At 66.3% G+C, this 19,739-nt stretch carries 16 protein-coding genes; 13 read left to right on the top strand and 3 right to left on the bottom strand.

Going from position 1 to position 19,739, the window contains the following annotated elements; genetic code table 11:
• Positions 1–48: 48 nt before the first annotated feature.
• The 9 genes from VJ897_RS12840 to VJ897_RS12800 all read left to right on the top strand — a co-directional run bounded on the left by VJ897_RS12840 (position 49) and on the right by VJ897_RS12800 (position 8,278).
• The gene (locus VJ897_RS12840) at positions 49–939 is read left to right on the top strand and encodes a PfkB family carbohydrate kinase (RefSeq protein ID WP_324056084.1); all 891 of its coding nucleotides are present in this window, start codon (positions 49–51) and stop codon (positions 937–939) included.
• The gene (locus tag VJ897_RS12835) at positions 936–1,850 is read left to right on the top strand and encodes a pseudouridine-5'-phosphate glycosidase (protein WP_324056083.1); all 915 of its coding nucleotides are present in this window, start codon (positions 936–938) and stop codon (positions 1,848–1,850) included. Before VJ897_RS12840 ends, VJ897_RS12835 begins: the two co-directional genes overlap by 4 nt.
• 85 nt (positions 1,851–1,935) lie before the next feature.
• Complete coding sequence (locus tag VJ897_RS12830; RefSeq protein WP_324056082.1) at positions 1,936–2,718, top strand: DUF502 domain-containing protein; 783 nt, start codon at positions 1,936–1,938, stop codon at positions 2,716–2,718.
• 92 nt (positions 2,719–2,810) lie between these two features.
• Positions 2,811–3,026, top strand: a complete 216-nt coding sequence (locus VJ897_RS12825; RefSeq protein ID WP_324056081.1) for a ferrochelatase — start codon at positions 2,811–2,813, stop codon at positions 3,024–3,026.
• Positions 3,027–3,210: 184 nt separating this feature from the next.
• Positions 3,211–3,453, top strand: a complete 243-nt coding sequence (locus VJ897_RS12820) for a hypothetical protein (RefSeq protein WP_324056080.1) — start codon at positions 3,211–3,213, stop codon at positions 3,451–3,453.
• Between the two features lie 409 nt (positions 3,454–3,862).
• Positions 3,863–5,689 carry an extracellular solute-binding protein gene (locus tag VJ897_RS12815; protein ID WP_414706746.1) on the top strand — a complete coding sequence of 609 codons (1,827 nt, stop codon included), beginning with the start codon at positions 3,863–3,865 and terminating at the stop codon, positions 5,687–5,689.
• Between the two features lie 357 nt (positions 5,690–6,046).
• Entirely contained in the window at positions 6,047–6,700 is a 654-nt protein-coding gene (locus tag VJ897_RS12810) for a DsbA family oxidoreductase (RefSeq protein WP_324056079.1), read from the top strand.
• Complete coding sequence (locus VJ897_RS12805; RefSeq protein ID WP_324056078.1) at positions 6,690–7,049, top strand: potassium channel family protein; 360 nt, start codon at positions 6,690–6,692, stop codon at positions 7,047–7,049. Before VJ897_RS12810 ends, VJ897_RS12805 begins: the two co-directional genes overlap by 11 nt.
• Positions 7,046–8,278, top strand: coding sequence for a multidrug effflux MFS transporter (locus VJ897_RS12800; RefSeq protein WP_324056077.1), 1,233 nt, complete (start codon positions 7,046–7,048; stop codon positions 8,276–8,278). The genes VJ897_RS12805 and VJ897_RS12800 overlap by 4 nt, the downstream gene beginning before the upstream one ends.
• A gap of 34 nt (positions 8,279–8,312) precedes the next feature.
• Here the strand turns inward: VJ897_RS12800 and mfd are convergent, their stop codons facing one another.
• Together mfd and VJ897_RS12790 are read right to left on the bottom strand one after the other, a co-directional pair.
• Entirely contained in the window at positions 8,313–11,765 is a 3,453-nt protein-coding gene (gene mfd / locus VJ897_RS12795; protein ID WP_324056076.1) for a transcription-repair coupling factor, read from the bottom strand.
• Between the two features lie 46 nt (positions 11,766–11,811).
• Positions 11,812–12,336: a component of SufBCD complex gene (locus VJ897_RS12790; RefSeq protein ID WP_324056075.1), complete on the bottom strand. Its 525-nt coding sequence runs from the start codon at positions 12,334–12,336 to the stop codon at positions 11,812–11,814.
• A 117-nt stretch (positions 12,337–12,453) separates the two neighbouring features.
• On the opposite strand from VJ897_RS12790, the gene hemB reads away from it, so the two are divergent.
• Both hemB and VJ897_RS12780 read left to right on the top strand, forming a co-directional pair.
• Entirely contained in the window at positions 12,454–13,446 is a 993-nt protein-coding gene (gene hemB, locus VJ897_RS12785) for a porphobilinogen synthase (protein ID WP_324056074.1), read from the top strand.
• A gap of 110 nt (positions 13,447–13,556) precedes the next feature.
• Entirely contained in the window at positions 13,557–14,114 is a 558-nt protein-coding gene (locus VJ897_RS12780; protein ID WP_324056073.1) for a lipid-binding SYLF domain-containing protein, read from the top strand.
• 24 nt (positions 14,115–14,138) lie between these two features.
• Here VJ897_RS12780 and VJ897_RS12775 read toward each other — a convergent pair whose 3' ends face one another.
• A complete protein-coding gene (locus tag VJ897_RS12775; protein ID WP_324056072.1) occupies positions 14,139–16,544 on the bottom strand; it encodes a GcvT family protein in 2,406 nt (801 codons plus the stop codon).
• A 135-nt stretch (positions 16,545–16,679) separates the two neighbouring features.
• On the opposite strand from VJ897_RS12775, the gene VJ897_RS12770 reads away from it, so the two are divergent.
• Both VJ897_RS12770 and VJ897_RS12765 read left to right on the top strand, forming a co-directional pair.
• Complete coding sequence (locus VJ897_RS12770; RefSeq protein ID WP_324056071.1) at positions 16,680–19,088, top strand: GcvT family protein; 2,409 nt, start codon at positions 16,680–16,682, stop codon at positions 19,086–19,088.
• Positions 19,085–19,672 (top strand): nucleotidyltransferase family protein, encoded by a 588-nt coding sequence (locus VJ897_RS12765; RefSeq protein ID WP_324056070.1) that lies wholly within the window; start codon positions 19,085–19,087, stop codon positions 19,670–19,672. The genes VJ897_RS12770 and VJ897_RS12765 overlap by 4 nt, the downstream gene beginning before the upstream one ends.
• Positions 19,673–19,739 lie beyond the last annotated feature (67 nt).

The raw sequence follows: 19,739 nt of genomic DNA, 5'->3' as shown, positions 1-19,739 counted from the left end.
CGTGACAACGGTTGACCCCCGGCGCGGCGCGCGCAATAGCTGCGCGCCATGACGACACCCGACATCCTCTGCATCGGTTCCGTCCTGTGGGACATCATAGGGCGCGCGCCCTCCGCGATGCGGGTCGGGTCGGACGTGCCGGGCCGCATCACCCGCATTCCCGGCGGCGTTGCCATGAACATCGCCATGACGCTGGCCCGCTTCGGCCTTCGCCCGGCCCTGCTGTCGACCGTGGGCCGTGATGCCGAGGGCGCCGACCTTGCGCGCGAGGCCGCGCGGCTGGGGCTGGAGACGGGCACGCTCTACCGTTCGGAGGACCTGCCGACGGACAGCTACATGGCCATCGAGGGCGCCAACGGGCTGATCGCCGCCATCGCCGACGCGCATTCCCTGGAACAGGTGGGCGACAAGATCCTGCGCCCGCTCGCCGACGGGCGCCTGGCCAGCGAGGCCGCCCCCTGGGCCGGCCCCGTGGCGCTGGACGGCAACCTCACCCCCGACCTGCTGGCGCGGATCGCGGCCTCGCCCCTGTTCCGGGCCGCCGACCTGCGCGTGGCCCCGGCCAGCCCCGGCAAGGCGGAGCGGTTGCTGGCGCTGGTGGGCCATCCCTCGGCCACCTTCTACGTCAACCGCGAGGAGGCGGGCCTGATCTGCCGGTCGGGCTTCGAGGACGCCGCCGCCGCTGCCCGCGGCCTCGTCGCGCGCGGGGTCAACCGGGCGCTTGTCACCGATGGCGGTGACATGGCCGCCGAGGCGCACGGTGACACCCTGCGCCGTGCCCGCCCGCCCGCGGTACTGGTGACCCGCGTCACGGGCGCGGGCGATACCTTCATGGCCGCCCATATCGCGTCCGAGGTGCAAGGGATGGCCCCCGAGGCCGCCCTTGCCCGGGCGCTGGAGGCCGCCGCCGCCCATGTCTCAGGAGAAAGCCCCCAATGATCGACCTGCAGTCGTCCCCCGAGGTCACCGAGGCCCAGGCCCGTCGCCGGCCCGTCGTGGCGCTCGAAAGCACCATCATCACCCACGGCATGCCGTTTCCGCAGAATGTCGATACCGCGCGACGGGTGGAACAGGACATTCGCGACGCGGGCGCGGTTCCGGCGACAATCGCCGTGCTGGACGGCGTCCTCCATATCGGCCTGACCGACACCGAGCTGGACCGGCTGGCCAATGCGGAGCACGTCGCCAAGCTGTCACGCGCCGATCTGGCCGTCTGCCTCGCGGCGGGCGGCACCGGGGCGACCACCGTCGCAGCGACCATGATCGCCGCGCATCTCGCGGGGATCGCCGTCTTCGCCACCGGCGGGATCGGCGGTGTTCACAAGGGGGCGGAGTCGAGTTTCGACATCTCGGCGGACCTGCAGGAACTGGCGCAGACGCCGGTCACGGTCGTGGCCGCGGGGCCCAAGGCGATCCTCGACATCCACAAGACGCTGGAAGTCCTCGAAACCCTCGGCGTGCCGGTCATCGCCTACGGCCAGGACAGCCTGCCTGCCTTCTGGTCGGCCACCTCGGAGGTTCACGCACCGCTTCGGCTGGACAGGCCCGACAGGATCGCCGCGGCCCATGCCATGCGCGCCGACATGGGCCTGCCGGGCGGCCAACTGGTCGCCAACCCGATCCCGCAAGAGGACGAGATCCCCGCCGCATCCCTCGCGCCGATCATTGCCCGGGCCCAGGCCGAGGCCGAGGCGCAGGGAATCGCGTCCAAATCCGTGACGCCCTTCCTGCTGGACCGCATCTTCGCGCTGACCGACGGCGCCTCGTTGACCGCGAACATCGCGCTGGTGCGCAATAATGCGCGCCTTGCCGCCGAGATCGCCAAATGCCTGTGCAACCCCGGGTCGTGAAGGGGCGGCGGCGTTGTTGGTGCATTGCCGGACCGGGTCTCATCGCCTACATAATGCGCAACCCCTAGCATGAGCGACCGCCAAAGTGACCAAACCGTCAACAGAGCCCCACCGGCCACGCGGCAGCCTGATTACGGGCCTGCGCAACAACTTCATTGCCGGGATCATCGTGATCGCGCCCATCGGGCTGACGGTCTGGCTGATCTGGACGCTGATCGGCTGGGTCGACGGCTTCGTGTGGCCCTTCGTGCCCCAGGCCTACCACCCCGAGGAACTGGTCAACCGGCTGCTGGGCCATGTCAACGATTTCGGCCGCGCCGACCCGACCCATCCCAACTACGTCGAGATCAACGTGCGCGGCGTCGGCGTCGTCATCTTCCTGATCTTCACCTTCATCGTCGGCTGGATCGCCAAGGGGCTGATCGGGCGGTCGTTCCTTGCCTGGGGCGAGGGGCTGGTCTCTCGGATGCCGGTGGTGCGCTCGGTCTACAATGGCGCCAAGCAGATCGCCGAGACCGTGTTCGCCCAGACCGAGACCAGCTTCGACAAGGCCTGCCTGATCGAGTATCCACGCCGTGGCATCTGGGCGGTCGGCTTCATTTCGACGGAAACCAAGGGCGAACTGGTCGACAAGGCGGGCGTCGGTCCGATGATCTCGGTCTTCGTGCCGACCACGCCGAACCCGACGTCCGGGTATCTCCTGTTCTTTCCAAAGCAGGACGTGATCGAGCTTGAGATGACGGTGGAGGACGCCGCCAAGCTGGTGATCTCGGCCGGGCTGGTCTACCCGGGTGAAAAAACCGTCGAAATGCCCGAAGCTCTGGACCAGTTGGCCGACCGCATCGGGCATCACCGCCAGGACGACTGACGGCGGTGCCCGCTCCGACGGCGCAGGGCTTGATTCCTATAGCAAAATCCACAACCCTGCGGGTGCCAATGCAACCTAGAAAGGGGTATAACATGACCTTGTTCAAAAAGACCGCCGCCGTGACGCTTGCCGCCACCCTGAGCGCGAGCACCACTATGGCCGGTGGCATGGCACCTGCAGTCGAGATGGAACCGGTCGAGGTCGTCGAGGAAACCACCGGCGGGTCCAGTTCCAACCTGATCATTCCGCTGATCCTGATTGCCCTGATCGCTGCGGCCGCAGGCGGTTCCGGTTCGGTGCAAGAGTAACCTGGGCGACCGGACAACGATCATTGAACCGCGTTTGGGCTGGTTCGCCGGATGAGCGGGTCAGCCCTTCCGGTCAGTCCTGGCCGAGACACACGCCTTTGGTTTCCCCCGTGGTCAATAAAAGATTTGGAAGATTCCGGTTTCGCGGTAGTATCCCCTATTCTTTACAGATTGAGGGGATAACATGACACACGTAAAGTCGATCGCCGTCGCGGCCATGATGGCCGCAATGACCGCAACCTCTGCCAGCGCGGGCGGCATGGCTCCGGCCATCGAGATGGAACCTGACGAGGTCGTCGCGCAGACCGGCAGTTCCTCGGCCAACCTGATCATCCCGCTGATCCTTATCGCCCTGATCGCTGCGGCAGCCAGCAGCAGCAGCAGCGGCGGGACCAATGGCATGTATTACCCCGGGAACGGAGCATAGACCGCCGGGTACCGATAAATCGGTCACATTGCAGTCGGGCGGGCCGGTTTGCCGAAAGGCGGGCCGGCCTTTCCTTTTCCGGGGGATCTCGAGGCGCGACCCGGCAGCGGGATAGAGCGGCCAGACCATGCAGGAAGGCCCGCCACTGACCCGTCGGACCTGTTTGCGGGAATCGGACACGGAAGATCTCGCGCACCGGGCCGAGCACCTTCCCACAAAGAAAAAAACGCCGGCACAAGGCCGGCGTTCAGTTATTGAGGCAGGTTTCATACAGGCAAGAAACCTATCGAGCAGTGCTCTCTTTATAAGCAATCCGCCGCTCCGATCCAAGCTAAAAGTTTGAAAAGGCAGACTGCGGCCTCTACGCTTTGACCCAAGGCACAAAGGCAGCAGAGGGATTGTCCACGAAATGAGACCAGAGTTTTTCGCGCGGCCCGGCCGAATCCTTGCCATTGTCGCCGCCACGCTGCCGGCCATGATGGCCACCGCCGAGCCCCGGCATGGCATAGCTATGTATGGCGACCCCGACCTGCCCCCAGATTTTGCGCATCTGCCCTATGCCAACCCCGACGCACCGCGCGGCGGCGAACTGGTCACCGCCAACGTCGGCAACTTCGACAGCCTCAATCCCTTCGTCCGCAAGGGCTCGGTTCCCTGGCAACTGCGGTTTCTGGTCGGCGAAAGCCTGATGGCCCGTTCCCTGGACGAACCCTTCTCGCTTTACGGTCTTCTGGCCGAATCGATCGAGACCGGGCCGAATCGGCAATGGGTCGAATTCACCCTGCGCTTGGAAGCGGAATTCTCTGACGGCAGCCCGGTCACGGTCGAGGACGTGATGTGGTCCTACGAGACGCTGGGCACCAAGGGGCATGGTCGCTACGCCGGCTTCTGGTCCAAGGTGGCGTCCATGGAGCAGACCGGGCCACGTTCGGTCCGGTTCACCTTCGAGACCGAGGATCGTGAGCTGGCCCTGCTGGCCGGTATGCGTCCAATCCTGAAAAAGGCGCAATACGAGGGCATCGATTTCGCCGAGACGGACGGGTTCGATCATATACCCGTGACCTCGTCGCCCTACGTCATCAGCGACTTTGAGCAGGGCCGTTTCGTGGAATTCACCCGCGACCCGGACTACTGGGGCGAGGGCGTGGTCCCGTTTCGCACCGGCACGCACAACCTCGAAACCCTGCGGATCGAGTATTTCGGCGATGCCACCGCCGCCTTCGAGGCCTTCAAGGTCGGAACGGTGAACTTCAACCGCGAATTCAACGTGGCCAAGTGGGACAGCCAGTACGACTTCACCGCCATCAAGACCGGCGACGTGGTGCGCGACGTGCTGCCGCATGAACGCCCCTCGGGGATGACCGGCTTCGTGATGAACACCCGCAGCCCGCAGTTCGCCGATATCCGCGTGCGCGATGCCATGCTGCATGCCTTCAATTTCGAATTCATCAACGAGGCGCTGACCGGGGGGGTCCAGCCGCGCATCACATCGTATTTCTCGAACTCGCCGCTGGCGATGCAGGCCGGTCCTGCGACAGGCCGCGTACGCGACTTCCTCGACCCTTTCGCCGATCAGATCCCCCAGGACGCACTGTCGGGCTATGCCCTGCCCGTCTCGGACGGGACCGAGCGCAACCGCGCCGGCATCGCCGCCGCGCTGGACCTGATGCAACAGGCCGGATGGACGGTGCAGGACGGGGTCATGGCCGATGCGTCGGGCGCGCCCTTCACCTTCGAGATCGTGCTGCAATCTGGCAGCGACGAGAACCAGACGATCATCGACATCTACGTCCAGTCGCTTGCCCGGTTGGGGATCACGCCGAAGGTCTCGGTGATCGACAGCGCCCAGTACCGCGAGCGGATCGATGCCTTTGACTTCGACATGACCTACTTCCGGCGCGGCCTGTCGCTCAGCCCCGGCAACGAGCAATACCTCTACTGGGGATCGGATGACGCCGACACGCCGGGCGGGCGCAACCTCATGGGCGTTGAGTCCGAGGCCGTGGACGCGATGATCGACAGGCTTCTGACCTCGGAAAGCCAGCAGGATTTCCGCGCCGCCACGCGGGCGCTGGACCGGCTGCTGACCACGGGACGCTACGCCATCCCGATCTACCAGTGGAACGTGACCCGCATTGCCCATGACAGGCGCCTGCACTACCCCGAGACCATGCCGATCTTCGGCGACTGGCCGGGCTGGCAGCCCGATGTCTGGTGGTGGGAAGCCGAAAGCTGATGGTCACGGGGCGCTCGGAAACGGGCGCCCGTTCCGAGCTCGGGGATCGCGCGGCCTGCCGGAGATTGACTGGCCCGGCGCGTGAACCGGCCCGGTGGCGTGTTCAAGTTGCAGGGCCGGCATCACGCGCGACAGCGAGCGACCCACGCTTGCAACCGCGCCCCGGCGAAGGTAGCGCCAAGCCATGACAGCCGCCGCCTTCCACGGGGCCGCCCGAGACCGACCTGGCCGCTTTTGCGTCCCGGCGACTGGCCCGCTACAAGACCCCAAGGCTATTCATTCACCGTGCCGCCCTGCCGCGGGGGGCCAACAACAAGCTCTTGCGCCACCTACTGCGGCAAGAGCGGGAGAGCGATCATGGTCAAGCTTGATATCTTCTCGGACCCCGTCTGCCCCTGGTGCTACATCGGCAAGACCAACCTGGACAGGGCGCTCGCACAGGTGGGGGACCACCCTTTCGAGATCGAGTACCACCCCTTCCAGCTCAACCCCGACTTCCCGCCCGAGGGGATGGATCGGCGCGCCTACATGGACGCCAAGTTCGGCGGGCGCGAGGGCGCGGTGAAGGCCTATCTGCCGGTTCAGGAGCACGCGGACAAGGCCGGGCTGACGATCGACTTCGAAGCCATCGCGCGCACGCCCAACACACTGGACGCGCATCGCCTGATCCACTGGGCCGGGATCGAACAACGCCAGCAGGTCGTGGTGCAGAGGCTGTTCGAGGCCTATTTCAGGGAGGGCCGCGACATCGGCGACCGGGACGTGCTCTGCGACATCGCCGACAGTGCCGAGATGGACGCGGGCGTCGTCGCCCGGCTGCTGGCCGCCGATGCCGATACCGACACCATCCGGACGCGCGACACCGAGGCCCGCAAGATGGGCGTGCAATCCGTGCCCACCTTCATCGTGGCCGGCCAGCACGCGGTGCCCGGCGCCCAGCCGCCAGACCTGTGGGTGCAGGTCACGGGCGAAATCATGGCCAAACTCGAGGACGCGGGCGATGCGGAATGACGGGCTTTGGATCCTGGTCGGGGCGCTTTCGGTCCTGATCGGGGGCGGCACGGTCTTCTACCACCTGGTCGAGGGCTGGAGCTGGGTCGACAGTTTCTTCTTCACGGTTGTGACGCTCTCGACTGTCGGCTACGGCAGCCTTGTCCCGCAGACGGTGATCGGCAAGCTGGCCACGACCGTATTCATATTCGCGGGTCTTGGCGTCTTTGCCGCCGTGATACGGCAGGTCAGCAACATGACACTGGAAGGCCGGATGCGCGCGCGGGCCGAATTGCGTGCGGCGCGGCGCAAGACCGCCGAAGCGGAGAAACGCCTGCTGGCCGTCGAGGAAAAAGGACCGGACGCATGACCGATACCGCGACGGCCCAGGCCGCCCCTCCCCCGCCGCAGCGCCTCCCGACGCTGGAATTCATCGCGCTGATGGCGATGCTCATGGCCTCGATCGCCTTTTCCATCGACGCCATGCTGCCCGCCCTGCCGCAAATCGGCGCCGAACTGACACCCCAGGCCCCGAACCTCGCGCAGCTTGTCGTGACCAGTTTCGTGCTGGGCATGGGGCTGGGCACGCTGTTCACCGGCCCGCTGTCGGATCGCTTCGGTCGCAAGCCGGTGGTGATCGGCGGGGCGCTGATCTATTGCGCGGCAGCACTGACCGCTTTCCTGGCGCCGACGCTGGAAACCCTGCTGGCCGCGCGGGTGGTGCAGGGACTGGGCGCCTCGGCGCCCCGGGTGGTGGCCCTGGCCCTGGTGCGCGACCTCTATGCGGGGCGCGGCATGGCGCGGATCATGTCCTTCGTGATGATGATCTTTTCGCTGGTGCCCGCGATCGCGCCCAGCCTGGGCGCGGTAATCATCGACATGTCCGGCTGGCGCAGCATTTTCATGGCCTTCGTGATCTTTTCGTTGATCGGGATGACCTGGCTGGGCCTGCGCCAGCCCGAAACGCTTGCCGTCGCGGATCGCCGCCCGCTGCGACTTTCGCTGCTCTGGGCGGCGATCAAGGAAATGGCCGCTCACCCCACTGTGCGGCTTTCGATCGCGGTGCAGACCCTGGCCTTCGGCATGCTTTTTGCCACCATCAGCTCGATCCAGCAGATCTTTGATGAGACCTACGGCCGCGCCGAGAGTTTCCCGCTCTGGTTCGGGGCCATCGCCATTGCCGCCGCGTCGGCCACGGTGTTGAACTCCCAGATCGTGATGCGCGTGGGCATGCGCGCCATCGTCAAGGCCATGTTCACCGTGCAGATCGGGCTGTCGGCGCTGAGCGCGACAGCGATCTGGGCCGGGATTTTCGGCGGGCTGGAATTCTACCTCTACGTTTTCTGGACAACCTCGGTGTTCTTCCAGGCCGGGCTGACCATTGGCAACCTGAACGCGCTTGGGATGGAGCCGATGGGCCATATCGCCGGCATGGCCGCCTCGATCATGGCCTCCATCGGGACCGTGGGCGCCGTTGTCATCGCCGTGCCGGTCGGGCTGGCCTTCGACGGCACGCCGGTACCGCTGGCGATGGCGGTCTGCCTGTGCGCGTCACTGGCGCTGTGGCTGACCACGATGATCCGCCGCGACACGGACTGAGCCGCGCGACGGTACTCCCGGTATCTCCCTCCGCCTAGGCTGCCTGTGCCTCTTTCACCTTCTTCGCCAGGTCCTGCGCGATGGCGAAGGCGCCCTTGATCTTGTCGCTGTCGCGCCGCCAGTCGCGCCGCACGACGATCTTGTTGTCCTTTACCTTTGCCAGTCCATTCTGATCCTTGATGAACTGCACCAGGCCATCGGGCGAGGCGAACTTGTCGTTGTGGAACCGGATCGTCGCCCCCTTGGGCCCGCCATCCAGGTGGCTGATCCCGGCGCGTTTGCACATAGCCTTGATCCGCACCACCAGCATCAGCGTGTTGACCTCCTTGGGCAAGGCGCCGAACCGGTCGATCAGCTCGGCGGCAAAGCCTTCCAGTTCGACCTTGGTCTGCAGCCCTGACAGGCGGCGATAGAGTCCCAGCCGCACGTCCAGGTCGGGCACATAATCCTCGGGGATCAGGACCGGCACGCCAAGGTTGATCTGAGGCGCCCATTGGCCATCCTCGACCAGCGTGGTTTCACCCGACCGGATCTTCGCGATCTGCTCCTCCAGCATGGACTGGTAAAGTTCGTAGCCCACCTCGCGCATCTGGCCCGACTGTTCCTCGCCCAGCAGGTTGCCGGCCCCGCGAATGTCGAGGTCCTGGCTGGCCAGCGCGAACCCGGCCCCCAGCGTGTCGATGGACCCGAGCACGCGCAGGCGCTTTTCGGCCTGTTGGGTCAGGCGCTGGCGCGGGCGGTAGGTCAGGTAGGCATAAGCGCGGGTCTTGGACCGCCCCACCCGGCCCCGGATCTGGTAAAGCTGGCTGAGCCCGAACATGTCGGCGCGATGCACGATCATCGTGTTGGCGGTTGGAATATCCAGCCCCGATTCCACGATGGTCGTGGCCAGCAACACGTCGTACTTGCCATCGTAAAAGGCGTTCATGCGGTCATCCAGTTCGCCCGCCGCCATCTGGCCGTGGGCGGTGACGACGCTGACCTCGGGGACCTCGTCGCGCAGGAAGGCCTGAATCTCGGGCAGGTCGGCGACGCGGGGAACCACGAAGAAGGACTGCCCGCCCCGGTAATGCTCGCGCAGCAGCGCCTCGCGCAGGGTGACGGTATCGAACTCGCTGACGTAGGTCCGGATCGACAGGCGGTCCACGGGCGGCGTGCCGATCACCGACAATTCGCGCACCCCCGACAGCGAAAGTTGCAGCGTGCGCGGAATGGGCGTGGCCGTCAGGGTCATCACGTGGATGTCCGTGCGCAGCTGCTTGAGCCGTTCCTTGTGCTGCACGCCGAAATGCTGCTCCTCGTCGATGATCAGAAGCCCGAGGTTCTGGAACTTCACACTCTTGGCCAGCAGGGCATGGGTGCCCACCACGATATCCGCCGTGCCCTTGGCCATGGCGTCGCGGGTCGCCGCGGCTTCCTTGCTGCCGACGAAGCGCGACAGCGCCCGCACGTTGACCGGGAAACCGCGAAAACGGTCGGCAAAGCTCTGGTAATGCTGGCGCGCCAGCAGCGTCGTGGGCGCGATCACGGCGACCTGCACCCCGGACATGGCCGCCAGGAAAGCGGCACGGATCGCCACCTCGGTCTTGCCGAAGCCCACGTCGCCGCAAATCAGCCTGTCCATGGGGCGGCCCGACTCCAGGTCCTCGGTCACGTCCTCAATGGCCTGCAACTGGTCCTCGGTTTCCTGGTAGGGAAAGCGCGACAAGAACTGGTCCCACATGCCCTCGGGCGGGGTCATGGCCGGGGCGGTGCGCAGCTCGCGTTCGGCGGCGACCCGGATAAGCCGTTCGGCCATCTCGCGGATGCGTTCCTTGAGCCGCGCCTTCTTCGCCTGCCAGGCGCCCCCGCCCAGCTTGTCGAGCAAGCCCTCCTCATGGCCGTATTGCGACAACAGCTCGATGTTCTCGACCGGCAGGTAAAGCTTGGCGCCCTCGGCGTATTCCAGCACCAGGCATTCATGCGCGGCCCCGGCGGCGCTGACCACCTCCAGCCCCAGATACCGCCCGATGCCGTGATCGACATGCACCACCAAGTCACCCGGCGTGAGCGATTGCGTCTCGGTCAGGAAGTTTTCGGCCTTGCGCTTGCGCTTGGTCTGGCGGATCAGCCGGTCGCCCAGAACGTCCTGTTCCGAGATGACAGTGAGGCGACCGTCACCCTCCGGCGCCTCGAAACCGTGCTCCAGCGCCCAGACCACGAGGTGCAGCCCGCGACGGCCGATACGGCCGTAATCCGTCACCGGGATCGCCTCGGCCAGGTCTTCGTCCTCGATCAACCCGGTCAGGCGTTCCCGCGCGCCATCGGAATAGGACGCGATGAGGACCGGGCCCTCTTCGAGTTTCGCACGAATATGATCCGCCAAAGCTCCGAAAAGGCTGACACTTTCCTGCTGACGTTCGGGCAGGAAATTGCGGCCCACGCGGCCCCCCGCGTCGATCACCCCCGGCCCGGTGGCCCGCGGCAGCGCCGAGAACTGCAACCGCCGCATCCCTTTTGTGACGGCCTCCCAGCCATCGGGATCAAGGTAGAGCGTTTCGGGCGGGGCGGGCTTGTAGACGGTATCAACCCGACCCTTGGCACTCATGGCCTCGCGCCGCGCATCGTATTGATCGGCGATCGTGTCCCAGTGCGCCTGGCGCTGCGCCGCGCTATGATCGTCGAGCGTGAGGGTTGCGCCGGGCAGGTAGTCGAAGAGCGTTTCCAGCCGGTCATGGAAAAAGCCCAGCCAGTGTTCCACCCCCTGGTGCTTGCGGCCCGCGCTGACCGCCTCGTAAAGCGGGTCGTCGCTGCCCGCCGCGCCGAATTCCAGCCGGTAGTTCTGCCGGAACCGGGTGATCGCCGCCTCGTCGAGGATCACCTCGGAGACCGGGGCTAGGTCCACCTTGTCCAGCGTCTCGGTCGTGCGCTGGCTGGCGGGGTCGAAGCGGCGCGCACCATCGAGGACGTCGCCGAACAGGTCCAGCCGCACCGGCCCGGCATGGCCCGGGGGATAGATGTCGATGATGCCGCCGCGGATGGCGTAATCGCCCGGTTCGGTCACGGTGGGAGCCTGGGCAAATCCCATCCGCACGAGGAAACCGCGAAGCGCCTCTTCGTCGATCCGCTCGCCAACGCGGGCCGTGAAGGCGGCCTCTTGCAGAACCGCACGCGCGGGAATGCGCTGTGTCGCAGCATTCAGCGTTGTCAGCAGCACGAATCGCGCGGGCATCTCGTGGACGAGCGCGGCCAATGTGGCCATGCGCGCGGCCGAGATATCGGCATTGGGCGACACCCGGTCGAAGGGCAGGCAGTCCCAGCCGGGAAAATGCAGAACCGGCATGGCGGGATCGAAAAAGGCCAGGGCGGCGCGCATGGCCGCAAGCCGCTTGTCGTCGCGGGCGACATGCACAACGGGGCCGCCCCGCCGGGCGACTTCCTGGAGAACCAGGCGGGCATCGAACCCCTCGGGGGCGCCGCCGACAGTGATATGATCGGGTGCAGTCATCAGCGCCTCACCTACCCCGCTGCGGCGCGGTGTCAATTCGCATTGGTCAGAAGCCGGGGCTCACGGCAAGGTTCTGGTACATGCCGAACATGGCGGTGACGAAGATCGACACCATGCCGATGACCTGGGTCTTCAAGCGATGGCGGCCCAGGTGCCGGTGCAGGTCGTCGCCCGCGGGGCGTTCGGCCGCGATCCGGCGCGCCGCCGACAGGCTCAGCCCGCCGACCAAAGACAGCGGCAGCGCCAGAAGCAGCAGCGCCTGCGCGAATTCCACGCCATACCAGAAGCCCAGGATCGTCAGCGATGTCAGAACGAAGGCCAGAAACCCCAGCAGGATGATCCCCGAGACCTGGCCGATATGGAGCAGACGATCGGCGTTGATGCGCACCAGCGCCTCCAGGTCCTCTTGCGCCTTGCCGCCGTAACGCCGGGCCCTGGTGATCATGTCGTAGGGCGCGCCCAGCACATAGTGATTGACCGAGGACCATATCACCGCCAGCCCGATCCAGAACCAGAGGTTCGAGAACGAGCGCATGTCGATCACTTCGAAAAGGGTGGATGTCCAGTTCACGGGGTATGGCAGCCTGTGGTGTTTTGCGGCAACCTAGCGATGCGCCCCGGCAATGCCCAGCCTTGAGCCCGGCAAATTTCGGTGCGATCCCGCAGGTGTGACTGAAAGGCCAAGACCATGACCCAGCCCCGATTTCCCGCTGCCCGGCCGCGCCGGCTGCGCGCCACGCCAGCCCTGCGCGCCATGGTGCGCGAAAGCACCCTTTCGCCGGCCGATTTCATCTGGCCGGTCTTCGTGATGCCCGGCCGCGACGCCGAGGAACCCGTGCCGTCGATGCCCGGTGTCGTCCGCCGCACGGTGGACCGTGTCGCGCAGGCGGCCCGGCAGGCCCAGGCGTTGGGCATTCCAGCCCTCTGCGTCTTTCCCTATACCGCGCTGGAGGACCGGACCGAGGACTGCGCCGTCGCCTGGTCGCCCGACAACATCGCCAACCAGGCGATCCGCGCCATCAAGGAGGCCGCGCCGGACATCGCGGTCATGACGGACATCGCGCTGGACCCCTACAACATCAACGGCCAGGACGGTTATGTCCGCGACGGCGAGGTGCTCAACGACGAGACGGTCGCAGCACTGGTGCGCATGGCCCTGGCCCAGGCCGAGGCGGGCGCCGACATCCTCGGGCCCTCGGACATGATGGACGGCCGCATCGGCGCGATCCGCCAGGCGCTGGAAGCCGAGGGCCACCAGAAGGTCACCATCCTGTCCTACACGGCCAAGTACGCCAGCGGCTTCTACGGCCCCTTCCGCGACGCTGTGGGCGCCTCGGGCGCGCTCAAGGGCGACAAGACCACCTACCAGATGGACCCGGCCAATTCCGAGGAGGCGCTGCGACTGGTGGAGCGCGATCTTGGCGAGGGGGCGGACATGGTCATGGTCAAGCCCGGCATGCCCTACCTGGACATCTGCCGCCGCGTGAAGGACCGTTTCGGCGTGCCCACCTTCGCCTACCAGGTGTCGGGCGAGTACGCGATGCTGCGGGCGGCGGCCCAGAATGGCTGGCTGGATGGTCAGGTGACGATGATGGAAAGCCTCATGTGCTTCAAGCGGGCCGGATGTGACGGGATCCTGACCTACTTCGCCCCCGAAGCCGCCGAGGTGCTGGGCGGCTGATTCCAGCGCAGAGGAGCCTTGGAGCATCTTTGTGCTGACAGACCCGGCCCATCCCCCTATAGTGCGTCCAGAACGAGGCGGACGCCGCCCGACAGGCACGAGGCGACATCATGAGCATCTATTCCCGACGCGGCTTTGCCCTTGGCGCGCTGGCGACAACCACCCTTGCAGCCTGTGGCAACGGCATCGGATCGCGCGGCGGCGACCGGATCGATTCCCGCGTGAACACCACGCTGACATTCATGTACGATCGCTATCCCGGCACGCGCGACCTGGCCGACAAGGCCTCGGGAATGCTCGTCATGCCACTGGTGACCGAGGCTGGTTTCGGCTTCGGCGGGTCCTACGGGCGCGGCGCGCTGCGCATCGGTGACAGCACCGTGGATTACTACGCCATCGCGGGCGGAAGTGCCGGCTTGCAGGTGGGCGCGCAGCAGTATTCCCACGTCCTTTTCTTCATGACCGACGAGGCGCTGATGGAATTTCGCACCTCACCCGGCTGGGCGCTGGGGGCGGATGCGGAATACGCGGTCAGCCGCGAAGGGGGCAACTTGCGGGCCGAGACGACCACATCTCTCGCCCCTGTCATCGCCGTGATCTTCGCCCAGGCGGGTCTGCGTGTCGGTGCCACCCTGGAAGGAACCAAGTACACCCGCATCATCCCCTGATATCAACGGGCCTGGGCGCCGCCTTCACAGGCGCAGCCGCTCCCCACGGGGATCGAACGGCGGTTCGGCCAGCACCACGCCGCGATGCGGCCGACCCAGGATCATGACGTCGACCGCCTGCCCCGGTGCCACGCCACTCAGGTAACCAAGCGCGAGCGACATCCCCACCGAATATCCGTAGGTGCCGCTGGTCACGCGGCCGACGGGGCTGCCGTCGGGCAGGAAGATCGGCTCGCCGCCACTGGCATCAGCCGCCTCGACGTCCTGGACATGCACCAGCATCAGTTCTTCACGCGGCACTTCATCCTTGATCTGCAAATATACGCTCTTGTTCAGGAAATCCTTTTCCAGCTTGACCAGTCGTTCCAACCCGACCTCTTGCGGCCAATATTCCGGGCTGTATTCCCGGCCCCAGCTGCCATAGCCCTTTTCGACCCGCAGAGACATCAGCGCACGGCTGCCCACCGGCCCGCCCCCCTCGGCCGCGGCCGCGGCCAGCAAAGCCCCGTAAAGCCGGGACTGATCCTCGGTCGCGCAGTGCAGTTCCCAGCCAAGATCGCCCGTGAAAGACACGCGCAGCGCCAGGCAAGTCACGCCCGCCACGTCCATCCAGGCCGCGCGCATGAACGGCATCGCCTCGGTTTTCAGAGACGTATTCGTCAGCGTTTGCAGCGCTTTGCGTGACGAAGGTCCGGCGATGTTGAAACCGCAATAGGCCTCGGTCAGAGCCTCGAAAGTCGTCCCCTCGGGCAGGGGCACCATGGCCCAGAACCGTTGGTGATAGCGTTCCGCCATACCCGAACCGATGACCCAGAACTCGTCCGGGGCGAGCCGTGTCACGGTGAAATCCCCCGCGACACCGCCCCGGACCCCGATCAGGGGCGTCAGACAGGACCGGCCAACGGATTTCGGCATGGTGTTCGCGAAGACGGCATTCAGCCAAGCCTCGGCCCCCGGCCCCGTGACCCGGTATTTCGCGAAGTTTGAAATATCAATGACACCAAGGGAGTCCCGCAGCATCTTCGCCTCTTTCCCGACGCTGTCGAACCAGGGCTGGCGGGTGAACCCGGCGCTGTCGGGTGTCCCGGCGTCGAAATAGGCGGGATGTTCCCAGCCGTAATTCAAGCCGAAGACCGCACCCAGTGCTTTCTGGGTCTCGTAGACAGGGCGTGTGCGCACCGGGCGGCCCGCCGCGCGTTCCTCACCCGGGAAATGGACGGCGAAACGATGGGCGTACTGGTCCTCGACCCGCGCCTTGGTAAAGGCCTTGTCCGCCCATTTGCCGAAGCGTGCCACGTCCCAGGCGAACATGTCGTAGCGGCTTTCCCCGGTGGTAATCCAGTCGGCGGCCATCAGCCCCATGCCGCCCGACTGGCTGAAGCCGGGGATGATTCCATTGCAGCAGAAGTAATTGCGCAGGTCCGGGTGGGGGCCGAACAGAACGTTGGCATCGGGCGACCAGATCATCGGCCCGTTGATGACCCGCTTGATCCCCGCCTCGCCCACGGCCGGAACGCGGTCGATGGCGCGCATCATGTTGTCCTCGATGCGGTCGAGATCGTCGGGAAACAGGTCATGCGCAAAATCCAGCGGCGTGCCCTCTTCGGCCCAGAACCGCACGTCGCGTTCATAGGCGCCGATCAGCAGGCCGTGGCCCTCCTGGCGCAGGTAGTATTCGCCGTCACGGTCGGCGACCGAGGGCAGGCGCCGGTCCAGACCGGCGATCTGGGCCATTGTCTCGGTCACGAAATACTGGTGCTCGGTCGGTTGCAGCGGCAGTTCGATACCAGCAAGAGCGGCCACTTCGCGGCCCCAGAGACCGGCGGCGTTCACGACCCAGTCGGTGCGAATCTCGCCCTTCGGGGTCTCGACGATCCAGCTCCCGTCGGGCTGCTGCACCGTTGCCGTCACGGGGGTAAAGCGCAGGATCTCGGCCCCTGCCGCCCGGGCCCCCATGGCATAGGCATTGGTCACGCCCGAGGGGTCCACGTTGCCGCCCTCGGGCTCGAACATGATGCAGCGCACCCCGTCGAAATCCACAAGCGGGTGCAGGCGCTCGGCCTCGTCACGGCTGACCTCGTGGAAGTTCATCCCGTAGTAGCGGGCCTTGGCCTCTTGCAGGCGCAGCTGGTGTTCACGCGCCTCTGTCTGGGCGAGGTAGAGCGAGCCGGGCTGGAACACGCCGCAGCCCTGCCCCGTCTCGGCCTCCAGGTCCTTGTAAAGCTGCATCGTGTAGTGCTGGATGCGGCTGATGTTGGTGCTGTCGTGCAGGCCATGAATATTTGCGGCGGCGTGCCAGGTGGACCCGCTGGTCAGCTCGTCGCGTTCGAGAAGCACGACATCCGTCCAGCCCAGCTTGGTCAGGTGGTAGAGGATGGAACAACCTATGACGCCGCCCCCGATGACGACAGCCCTTGCATGGGTGCGCATTTGATTTCTCCTTCGGTGGACAACCTGCGGGGCGGGCCGGCCGATTCCTTTGCACTTCGCGACAGATCCTGTCGCAACTGGGCTTCCGCGTCGGACCCGGCGCCCCTACGCTGAGGCCAGGCAACGGGAGGCTTCATGAAGACGACAACACAGGTTCTGGTCATCGGCGGCGGGGTCGTCGGCGTGTCCGTGCTCTACCACCTGACCAAGCTGGGCTGGTCGGACGTGATGCTGGTCGAACGGTCGGAGCTGACCAGCGGATCCACCTGGCACGCGGCGGGCGGGTTTCACACGCTCAACGGCGACACCAACATGGCCGCGTTGCAAGGCTACACGATCAAGCTCTACCGCGAGCTGGAAGAGATGACCGGCCTGTCCTGCGGCCTGCACCATGTCGGCGGCGTCACGCTGGCCGACAACCGCGATCGCTTCGACATGCTGGTCGCCGAACGGGCCAAGCACCGTTACATGGGGTTGGAGACCGAGATCATCGGTCCCGAGGAAATCTCGAAGCGCGCGCCTGTCACCAATACCGACGGCATCATCGGCGGGCTTTACGACCCGCTCGACGGCCACCTGGACCCTTCGGGCACCACCCATGCCTATGCCAAGGCCGCGCGGATGGGCGGCGCCGAGATCGTGCTGCACACCAGGGTCACGGCGCTGGACCAGCGCGCCGATGGCACCTGGGACGTGACCACCGACAAGGGCGTGATCCATGCCGAACACGTGGTCAACGCCGCGGGCCTCTGGGCACGCGAGGTCGCGGCGATGGCCGGCGTCTATGCCCCGCTGCACCCGATGGAGCACCAGTATCTGGTGACCGAGGAAATCCCGCAGATCGCCGAGATCATCGACGCGGGCGGCGAACATCCCCATGTCATGGACCCGGCCGGGGAAAGCTACCTGCGCCAAGAAGGCCGCGGGTTGTGCATCGGGTTCTACGAACAGCCCTGCCGCCCCTGGGCGGTCGATGGCACGCCCTGGGACTTCGGGCACGAATTGCTGCCCGACGATTTCGACAAGATCGGCGACAGCGTGGAGTTTGCCTACCGGCGCTTCCCGGTGCTCGAACGTGCCGGGGTGAAGTCGGTGATCCACGGCCCCTTCACCTTTGCCCCCGACGGCAACCCGCTGGTCGGACCGGTGCCGGGGATGCGCAATTTCTGGTCGGCCTGCGGGGTCATGGCCGGGTTCAGCCAGGGCGGCGGTGTCGGCCTGACGCTGGCGCAATGGATGATCGACGGTGAACCGGACCGCGACGTGACGGCCATGGATGTGGCCCGCTACGGCGACTGGATCACACCGGGCTATACCCGGCCCAAGGTGATCGAGAATTACCAGCGGCGGTTTTCCGTCAGCTATCCCAACGAGGAACTGCCCGCCGCCCGACCCTATCGCACGACGCCCATGCATGACATTTTCGAGGAGCTGGGCGCGGTCTGGGGACATCAATACGGGCTGGAGGTGCCCAATTACTTTGCGCAGGGCGACGAGCCGACCTTCGAAACCCCGTCCTTTCGCCGGTCGGATGCCTTCGCGGCGACGGGCCGCGAGGTGCGCGCGGTCCGCGAAGGTGTCGGCATCAACGAGGTGCACAATTTCGGAAAGTTCCGCGTCACCGGCCCGCGGGCACGGGCCTGGCTGGACCGGATCATGGCCGGCCGCATCCCCAAGCGGGGCCGCATCGCGTTGACGCCCATGCTGTCCGAAAAGGGCCGGCTGCTGGGCGATTTCACGGTCTCATGCCTCGACGACACCTGCTTCCAGCTGACGGCTTCCTATGGGGCGCAGGCGCAGCACTGGCGCTGGTTCATACACCATCAGGAACCCGGCGTAACCATCGAGAATATAAGCGACAAACTGACAGGGTTCCAGATCGCGGGGCCGCGGGCGCGCGACCTTCTCGCCGCCTGCACGCGCGACGCAACCGACCTCCGGTTCCTGGACCTTGCGCAGATGACGGTGGGCCAGGCCGCCTGCCTGGTGCAACGGGTCAGTTTCACCGGCGACCTGGGATACGAGATCTACTGCGACCCCATGGACCAGCGCGCCCTGTGGACGCGCCTTTGTGAGGCCGGTCAGCCGATGGGCCTTGCGCCCTTCGGGATGCGGGCCATGATGTCACTGCGGCTGGATCGGTTCTTTGGCGCCTGGATGCGCGAATTCTCGCCCGACTACACGCCTGCCGAGACCGGGATGGCCCGTTTCATCAAGTGGGACAAGGACTTCATCGGCAAGGCTGCGGCAGAGGCGGAACGCGACACGCCACCCGCCCGGACACTGGCCGTTTTCGAGGTGGACGCCGATGACGCCGACGTCGTGGCCTATGAGCCGATCTTCATCGACGGCCGCGTGCAGGGCTTCTGCACCTCGGGTGGCTATTCGCACTGGACCGGGAAATCCATCGCCTACGGGCTGATCCCGCGCGAACAGGCAACGCCGGGACTGGAGGTCGAGATCGAGATCCTGGGCGATCTGCGGCCGGCACGGCTGCTCACCGATCCGATCTTCGATGCCACCGGGGAGCGGATGCGGGCGTGACCGCGGCCATCCTCATACCGGCCGCGGGGGCATCCAGCCGCATGGCCGGGCGCGACAAGCTGCTTGAACTTGTGGACGGGCAGCCACTGCTGCGTCGACTGGTGACACTCTGCCTCCCCCATGGTCCTGTCTTCGTGACCCTGCCCGGTGCGGACCACCCGAGGGCGCAGGTCCTGCCGCGGGCGGCGAACACTGTCGCGGTGCCCGATTGGCAAACGGGCATGTCGGCCAGCCTGCGCGCGGGCAACACCACGATCCCGGGGGCGCATGACCTGATGATCCTGCCTGCCGACATGCCCGAGATCACGGGCAATGATATCGCCCGCATGATCGCGGCGCGGACCGAGGCGCCGGGCGCCCTGATCTGGCAAGCCGCGACAATGGACGGCACACCCGGTCATCCGGTCCTTTTCGCGGCCAAGTTGCGGGATGAGTTCGCGGGGCTGAGCGGTGACGCGGGCGCGCGGCCGATCCTCGCGGCCCATGCCGGCAGGCGTCATCTTGTCCCGCTCCCTGGCCTGCACGCGCGACTTGACCTGGACACCCCCGAGGACTGGGCCCGCTGGCGCGAGTCCCGCAGATGAGATGACCGGGGCACCATGCGGCGCCCCGGCCCTGTTTTGCGGCCCGGGATTGCCCCGGGCGCAGCTG

The organism is Salibaculum sp. (assembly GCF_035270045.1).
GTDB lineage: Bacteria > Pseudomonadota > Alphaproteobacteria > Rhodobacterales > Rhodobacteraceae > Salibaculum.
This window is presented reverse-complemented; position numbering and strand designations above follow the sequence as displayed.

What these genes read in the sequence shown, in the direction of transcription:
- VJ897_RS12840 (WP_324056084.1), top strand. Translation starts at nt 49, where the DNA reads ATGACGACACCCGACATCCTCTGCATCGGTTCCGTCCTGTGGGACATC.
- VJ897_RS12835 (WP_324056083.1), top strand. Translation starts at nt 936, where the DNA reads ATGATCGACCTGCAGTCGTCCCCCGAGGTCACCGAGGCCCAGGCCCGT.
- VJ897_RS12825 (WP_324056081.1), top strand. Translation starts at nt 2,811, where the DNA reads ATGACCTTGTTCAAAAAGACCGCCGCCGTGACGCTTGCCGCCACCCTG.
- VJ897_RS12820 (WP_324056080.1), top strand. Translation starts at nt 3,211, where the DNA reads ATGACACACGTAAAGTCGATCGCCGTCGCGGCCATGATGGCCGCAATG.
- VJ897_RS12815 (WP_414706746.1), top strand. Translation starts at nt 3,863, where the DNA reads ATGAGACCAGAGTTTTTCGCGCGGCCCGGCCGAATCCTTGCCATTGTC.
- VJ897_RS12810 (WP_324056079.1), top strand. Translation starts at nt 6,047, where the DNA reads ATGGTCAAGCTTGATATCTTCTCGGACCCCGTCTGCCCCTGGTGCTAC.
- VJ897_RS12805 (WP_324056078.1), top strand. Translation starts at nt 6,690, where the DNA reads ATGCGGAATGACGGGCTTTGGATCCTGGTCGGGGCGCTTTCGGTCCTG.
- VJ897_RS12800 (WP_324056077.1), top strand. Translation starts at nt 7,046, where the DNA reads ATGACCGATACCGCGACGGCCCAGGCCGCCCCTCCCCCGCCGCAGCGC.
- mfd (WP_324056076.1), bottom strand. Translation starts at nt 11,765, where the DNA reads ATGACTGCACCCGATCATATCACTGTCGGCGGCGCCCCCGAGGGGTTC.
- hemB (WP_324056074.1), top strand. Translation starts at nt 12,454, where the DNA reads ATGACCCAGCCCCGATTTCCCGCTGCCCGGCCGCGCCGGCTGCGCGCC.
- VJ897_RS12780 (WP_324056073.1), top strand. Translation starts at nt 13,557, where the DNA reads ATGAGCATCTATTCCCGACGCGGCTTTGCCCTTGGCGCGCTGGCGACA.
- VJ897_RS12775 (WP_324056072.1), bottom strand. Translation starts at nt 16,544, where the DNA reads ATGCGCACCCATGCAAGGGCTGTCGTCATCGGGGGCGGCGTCATAGGT.
- VJ897_RS12770 (WP_324056071.1), top strand. Translation starts at nt 16,680, where the DNA reads ATGAAGACGACAACACAGGTTCTGGTCATCGGCGGCGGGGTCGTCGGC.